Genomic DNA, 6,700 nt, shown 5'->3' with positions numbered 1-6,700 from the left:
CCCTTGCCGGTAATGCAAATGTCGGTAAGAGCGTCACCTTCAACCAGCTGACCGGCGTCGACCAGATTATCGGGAACTGGCCGGGGAAAACGGTCGAGCGTGCTGAAGGGCTCCTCCAGTACAAGGGCAAAAGGATCCGTGTCATAGACCTGCCGGGGATCTACTCGTTTTCCACGTACTCGATGGAGGAACTGGTTTCACGGGAGTATATCGCGCTTGAACACCCGGATGCAGTCGTCAACGTGATCGATGCATCCGCACTGGAACGCAATCTCTTCTTTACGATCCAGCTCATGGAACTCGCCCCGCCGCTTCTTGTCTCGGTCAACCAGATCGATCTTGCGGAGAAAAAAGGGATCAGTATCGATACCGCGAAACTCTCAAAGCTGCTCGGCGTCCCGGTCATCCCGACGGTGGCTATCCGGGGAAAGGGCATTTCCAATCTCACCGAAGCGATCCTCGATCTTGTGCATGATCACCCGGTACCGCCGGTTCTCACGTACGGCAGGGAGATCGAAGAGCGCATCGGCAAGATCGTCTCCCTGATGGGTTCGATAACCACGCCTTATCCCGTCCGCTGGATCGCAATAAAACTGCTGGAGCGGGACCCCGAGGTCGCCCGCATCGTCGGTTCACAGGACCCGTCCATTGTCGCCGCTGCCGGGAAACTCTCCGAAGAGATCGAGACGCTGCACGGGGAACCGGTCTGCGTCGTGATGAGCGCGGAGAGGTACCAGGTAGCCGACCGGATCGCAGCTGAGGTGATCACCGTGCGGCCCCAGGAGGACGGCATGCCCAAGAAGAGCCTGACCGACAAGCTCGATCAGGTGGCCCTCCACCCCTTCCTCGGGTACCTCGCGGTCTTTCTCGTGATAGGCGGGCTGCTCGTATGGACGTTTGTCGTCGGTGCCCGTATCTCCGACATTATCCAGTCATTTCTCACGCATATCGCGCCGTATGAACCGGTCATTACCGGTCCTGTCACCGGGATTCTCTGGAACGGCGCGTTCTCGGGATTTATTGCGGGAGTCACGCTGGTCATCCCTTATGTCCTGCCGTTCTACCTTCTCCTCGCGGTGATGGAAGACTCCGGCTACCTCACCCGCATCGCGGTGATGCTCGACCGGGGCATGCACAAGATTGGGCTGCACGGGAAAGCCGTCATCCCCCTCATCCTTGGCTACGGGTGCAATGTCCCGGCATGTTTCTCCTGCCGGATCATGGAATCGCCCAAGCAGAAACTGCTCGCGGCGTTCCTGGTCACCCTCATCCCCTGCACGGCCCGGACGGTTGTTATCCTCGGCCTCGTCGGCAAATTCGTCAGCATATGGTGGGCGCTTGCGCTCTATGCCTTCGATATTGTGCTGATCATCATTGTCGGGAGGATCGCATTCAAGGTCGTCCCGGGCGAATCTGTCGGCCTTATCATGGAGATGCCAGACTACCATGTCCCTTCAGCCTCTGTCGTTTTAAAACAGACATGGGCGCGGACAAAATCGCTTATCTGGTTTGTCTTTCCCGCGTACATCGTGGGGAGCGCTGCGATTCAGGTCTTCTACGCGGTCGGCCTGCTCACGCCGGTCAACAACATCCTTGCACCGATAACGGTCTTATGGCTGGGCCTGCCCATCATCGTCGGGATCACCCTCATCTTCGGTATCGTGAGAAAAGAACTTACGATCCTCACCCTTGCCGTGCTCTTCGGGTCGACTAACTTCGCGGCCTTCCTCACCCCGGTCCAGCTCATCGTCATCGCGCTTGTCTCGATGCTCTATATCCCCTGCATCTCGGTCATCCTGGTACTCGCCTCGGAGTTCGGGTGGAAACGATCGCTTGCGATCTCGTTTACTGAGATCGTCCTTGCTCTTCTGGTCGGTGGGATTGCATTTAGGCTGCTCAGCCTCTTTATGGGCTGAGATATCTCTGCTGTTTTTTTATCCTGCGCTGTTGTCAAGCCGGAGACTGTGGTTGGGGATTAAAAAAGGAAACCCCGGTATTGGATTTCAGGGCAAAACTGTCGGGATGCCTTAAAAAAGATGTATCAATTCCCCTGCTGTCAGGTACGTACGGTGTTGTGGGGGATCTTTTCATGAACTAATCGTGGTTACCGGTACGTAGGGGGCGTTCCCGGTCTTTGGATCGACAAGGATTGAAATCATTCCTTTCGGGGCGCTCGTTGTGAACTGCCTGACCATTGTGCCATTGTTATAGACCCCGACCGTCAGGGTATCCCCATAATAATCCTGTTTTGTAAACGAAGCCTGCACGAGAGCGTTACTGTTCTTTATCAGGTAGAACTCTTCCCCGGTGCCACGTACCTCTTTAAGGCTCCCCGGATTCCCGTAGGTCCCCAAAAATGTCCCGTTGTACATTACCTTCACCCACACACCGTCAGTGGGGACCATGACCGGCGCGGTTGTCGTGATGGGAACCGGCGTCTGGTTCACCGGTGTAACAACCAGGTGATCTGATCCTCCATTATATCCTCCCGGTACCAGGTACATGACAACTGCTCCCCCGATGATAACCAGGAGCACGATGATGATCGCAGCCACAATCCGGACCGGGATTTTTCCGGGCTGCGGTACAGGAGATTGTGAGGAAGGGGACGGTACTGTCGGGGGGGCTATTTTTTTTGGTGTCTCCGGGACATCACCGGACGATGCAGCGGAGAGCACCGGAAAAACAACCGCGTCAGGTAATCCAGTCTGTATTCCGGTCCCGGTTTCAGGAATCCCGGAATCGTCACGGTGATCCGGTGCAGGTTCTCCCGTCCCCCCATTCACTGGCAGTCCGACCAGCGTACCAGCAGATGTCTCGCCACGCTCTTCCAGATCTGACAGGTCCGGGATCTCCGGTTCCGGCAGGTTTTTTAAGTGCAACAGTAATTCCGGGAGCACCAGACTGGGAATTCCCGGATTTTTGGCCGGTCCCGTGAACTCTGCAGTGTTTCCGGGGAGGACCGGTTCTTTGCCCTTCGGTCCATCGCCCATTGATGATACCGGCTCTGCTTCTGTCTCCTTTGGCACCAGTTCATCAAACGGTGTTGCCGGAACCGCAGGGTTCACCGGTTCCTCTTCCTGAACGGGTAACGCAGAGTCTTCCTCTGCCGAAACGATCGGGAGGTCATCATCAGCATTTTTTTGAGGAGATGCTGCGTTTACCCGATCAACCGGTTCTTCTGATAGCGGGGAACTGGCAGTTTCTTCCCCGGTAACTGCCGTGACCGGTCGTGCGTGGCCGGTCTCATGCTCCGGTGCCGGCTGGATGATGTCATCAGGATTGTTCTGGTCCTCCGGCGCCGGTGGTTCAACGGTCTCGTCCGGTATATCCCATTCCGTCCCCTGTATCGCGGAAAGCAGTTCCTCTGATGGTCGCCTGCTCCTCTCTGCTACCTGCGAGTGTGGCAGTGGCACCTCGGGAGCTCCGAAGCGGCGGACCGTGGGATTCATGCCCCGCGGTTTTGACGGGACCCGCTGTTTTCCGGCCGTGGCCGGTTCCTGGCGGACCGACACAATATTTTCGATCAGTTTCTGTACCCAGAGATCGCACTCTGCGGCCCGGTCTTCATACGGCTGCTGTGAAAATATCAAATCGATAGTCCGTGACTCCTCAAGGCCGACAGGATCAATGACCGTAAGGGTGATAAACGGCTCGCGCGCCGGGGTGGTTCCCCCTTTCACCGACAGGATGGTGGCAAACGGGACGACCTGCGGCTGGTCGCTCGTGTGATCGCTGTCGACAAGGGCAAGGCGCTGGCTGGTGAGGATCAGGTCGTACTCGACATCGTCAATCAGCACCCGGTCGGTTGTCAGGATGATGGATTCACCGCTTTTCAGGTACGGGCCGGCCAAACGTGAGCACTCTCCGGATACAATTTTGTTGTCTGTCATGATATGCTTTTTAGGTAATCCGGTATTTTCCGCGGCATCTTGTGGTGGATATGGCAGATCCCCGTGGCAGCCGGGCATCCCGGGTGCAGAGGCCGCGATGTACCTGTTACGGGTGCCTCATCCGGCTTTTCTCCCTTCTGACCGGTAATCCGGCGTTCCCTTCATATAGGAACCTGAAGATACCGTTACACCAGGCAATGATACCAGTATGAAAGCAGTTCTTATTTTTTCGGGCGGGATGGACAGCACGACCCTGCTCTACGATCTGATCCACGAGGGGTATGAGGTCAGTGCCATCACTTTTGATTACCACCAGAAACACAAAAAAGAGATCCGGTGCGCAGAGCGGACCTGCGCAAAACTCCATATTTCCCACAAAATTGTCGATGTTTCAGTCCTGAACGATCTGGCCCCGTCCAGCCTGACCCGGGACTCGTGGGACGTTCCCGAAGGCAATTATGCGGAAGAGTCGATGAAACAGACGGTCGTCCCGAACCGGAACATGGTTTTTTTGAGCCTTGCAGCTTCCTATGCCATCGGCACCGGGGCCGGACATCTTTTTTACGCAGCACACGCCGGGGACCATGCGATCTATCCGGACTGCCGGCCGGCATTTGTGAGTGCCATGACGACCGCCCTGCATCTCTGTGACTGGAACGATATCGTGCTGCACGCACCATATCTCCGACTGAGCAAAGGAGATATTGTCAAAAAAGGCATCGCGCTCGGGGTCGATTACGCAGATACATGGTCGTGCTACAAAGGGGAGGAACTGTCCTGCGGGAAGTGCGGCGCCTGCACCGAGCGGCGCGAGGCGTTCCTGCAGGCAAGAGCGGTCGATCCGCTGGAATACCGGTCTTAAGATCCTGGCCATGCAGCGCTAAAAAAAAGATTACCGGATCCCTTTTCTCTCTCTTTTTACGGGGTCTCAAAAGCAAAATCAACCCGGTAGTCCTGCGAGCATTCCCCGTCGAGGATAGTCTCGTAGGTTGTCGTATCTCCCGCGCCAATGTGACCGACAAAGATGGACCTTGAATCCCGGATCGTGCCGGTCCCGGTATTGACAAGGTTAAAATTCAGCCGGATATTGTCAGCAGATACGTTCCCGGCATTGTAGACATACCCGGTCAGGTGCGAATAACAGCCATATTCAGGAGACCACGAGTCCTGGTACTGGTAATGGGCATGCAGCGGACCGGATGAACTGTCCTGAACGGTTGCCGTGCTGAGGCACCCGGCACCTGCGGTAAAGGCGATCACGAAAATACAGACAAGCGCACCGGGAAAAATTTTTGGTAAAAACATAACCGGTTTCTCTATACGAACGAAAACCATCCCCAAAAATGGGGTGGTGATCACTTGAGCACGAGGATCGACTCAGGGGCACGGACTACGAGTGCAAGGCTCTCGTAGAGCTGGAATTCGAGCAGGTCGCCGACCGGGCCATTGTACCCGACTGCCATGTCCTGGCCGATCGCGACTGAAGCGTACTGGCTGCCCGAGGCAATCAGGACGCCGCCTTTCTTGAGCGCGGGAGCCTTGACGACGCCGTCGCCGACAATTGAAGAGATATGCTCAAGTTCTGTTCCGTCGCCCTGCGGATATCGCCTGAGAAGCAGGTTGTACTGGGCCGGGGCGAGGGCAAGACTGTACGGCCCGTGGAAACCGGCTGTATCAAGCTTGGTGACCGCATCGATGATCTGGTCTGCCGCAACCCCGACCTTGTCCCATTTTGACAGCGTCATCGACCCGGCGCCTTCCGCATTGAGCAGCCCCGGGGTTCCGGTAATTCCGTTAAAGATGACCCGGTCTTCCTTTACCGCCGCATCCATTGCAGCACAGGCAACAGGAGCGGTGTCGAGGATGAGGTGATCGCGTTCAAAGGCGGCAAGGTCGCGCTTGCCCAAGGAAAACTCCGTCCGGATCAGGGAGAGCGGGAGCGAGACGCTCGCGCTGATCCCGTCTTCCACTGCATAGTCCCCGAGGGGGAGTGACTTGAGTCCGAATCCGTACGGGCCTTCTATCGGGAGCAGCCGGCGCCCGGTGATCTGGCTCTTTGCTGCCTGGACTGCCACAGCGTCAATGAGCTTCCAGGTCTCTGCACCGATCGGTGCATCTTCGCGTCCGAGATATGCATTTGTCATGATTAAGCCTCCTTTAAAGGTTTGAGCGATCCGATGGTCGCTTCCTCTTTTGCCGCCGGTGCACTGGCAGCGCCCAACTTACCTGCAAGGGTGTCCACTTCGAGCGTTCCTTTCTTGTAATACTCATCCTCATCACCGGTCAGGATGGAAAGGAGCCGGAGGAGTTCCCCGACATGCACGCGCTCTTCATTGGCGATATCGGTGAGCACGCCCTTTGCAAGTTCGTTGTCCGTCGCATCCACATGGGCCATATAGCCGTGGATCGCTTCAAGTTCCCCGGCAATGTCGAGCCGGACAACCCGGATGAGTTCCTCTTTGGTCAGCTTGCGGTCCGGAACGGTGCCACTAAACGGGTTGAAAAAGTCTGGCATTACTGTCACCTTATATGTATGTCAGAATTGTATATCGCCCGGTTTAAATACTTTTGACTTCGGGCAGATTTTTCATCCTGCAGTGCATGGGGTGGGTGGTCAGGTGAGTACTTTCTTTTTACGGAGCAGCCGGTTGTAGGCGATCGCAAACCGGTGTGCCTCGTCCCGGATCTCCTCGATATACCGGAGTGCGATGCTTTTTCTGTCGAGCCGGAGCGGCAGGTCTGCATCTGGTACATAGACTTCTTCTTCCCGTTTTGCAATCGCGATGACCGGCTGGCCGGTCACCCCC

Annotated in this window: 6 protein-coding genes and 1 pseudogene; 2 read left to right on the top strand and 5 right to left on the bottom strand. The window is 56.4% G+C overall.

All coding sequences use genetic code 11. The features are described 5' to 3' along the window. Nucleotides 1-1,916 (top strand): ferrous iron transport protein B (gene feoB / locus WCE46_RS03440; protein WP_424732304.1); only part of this gene is annotated, 1,916 nt, incomplete at its 5' end. 171 nt (nt 1,917-2,087) lie between these two features. On the opposite strand, the gene WCE46_RS03435 is transcribed toward feoB, so the two are convergent. Beyond that, entirely contained in the window at nt 2,088-3,893 is a 1,806-nt protein-coding gene (locus WCE46_RS03435; protein ID WP_424732303.1) for a hypothetical protein, read from the bottom strand. A 208-nt stretch (nt 3,894-4,101) separates the two neighbouring features. Here WCE46_RS03435 and queC point away from each other — a divergent pair, with 208 nt between their 5' ends. After that, nucleotides 4,102-4,755: a 7-cyano-7-deazaguanine synthase QueC gene (gene queC / locus WCE46_RS03430; RefSeq protein WP_424732302.1), complete on the top strand. Its 654-nt coding sequence runs from the start codon at nt 4,102-4,104 to the stop codon at nt 4,753-4,755. A gap of 56 nt (nt 4,756-4,811) precedes the next feature. On the opposite strand, the gene WCE46_RS03425 is transcribed toward queC, so the two are convergent. The 4 genes and pseudogenes from WCE46_RS03425 to uvrC form a co-directional block, all read right to left on the bottom strand. Further along, entirely contained in the window at nt 4,812-5,153 is a 342-nt protein-coding gene (locus WCE46_RS03425; protein ID WP_424732301.1) for a DUF7490 domain-containing protein, read from the bottom strand. A gap of 95 nt (nt 5,154-5,248) precedes the next feature. After that, complete coding sequence (locus WCE46_RS03420) at nt 5,249-6,037, bottom strand: family 1 encapsulin nanocompartment shell protein (RefSeq protein ID WP_424732300.1); 789 nt, start codon at nt 6,035-6,037, stop codon at nt 5,249-5,251. A 2-nt stretch (nt 6,038-6,039) separates the two neighbouring features. Beyond that, nucleotides 6,040-6,408 carry a ferritin family protein gene (locus tag WCE46_RS03415; protein WP_424732299.1) on the bottom strand — a complete coding sequence of 123 codons (369 nt, stop codon included), beginning with the start codon at nt 6,406-6,408 and terminating at the stop codon, nt 6,040-6,042. A gap of 99 nt (nt 6,409-6,507) precedes the next feature. Beyond that, nucleotides 6,508-6,700, bottom strand: a pseudogene (uvrC, locus tag WCE46_RS03410) (excinuclease ABC subunit UvrC); the annotation flags it as partial.

Origin of the sequence: Methanoregula sp. (assembly GCF_049690535.1) — an archaeon.
Lineage (GTDB): Archaea > Halobacteriota > Methanomicrobia > Methanomicrobiales > Methanospirillaceae > Methanoregula.
The sequence above is the reverse complement of the archived record's forward strand: the minus strand, read 5'-3'. Positions and strand labels throughout refer to the sequence as shown.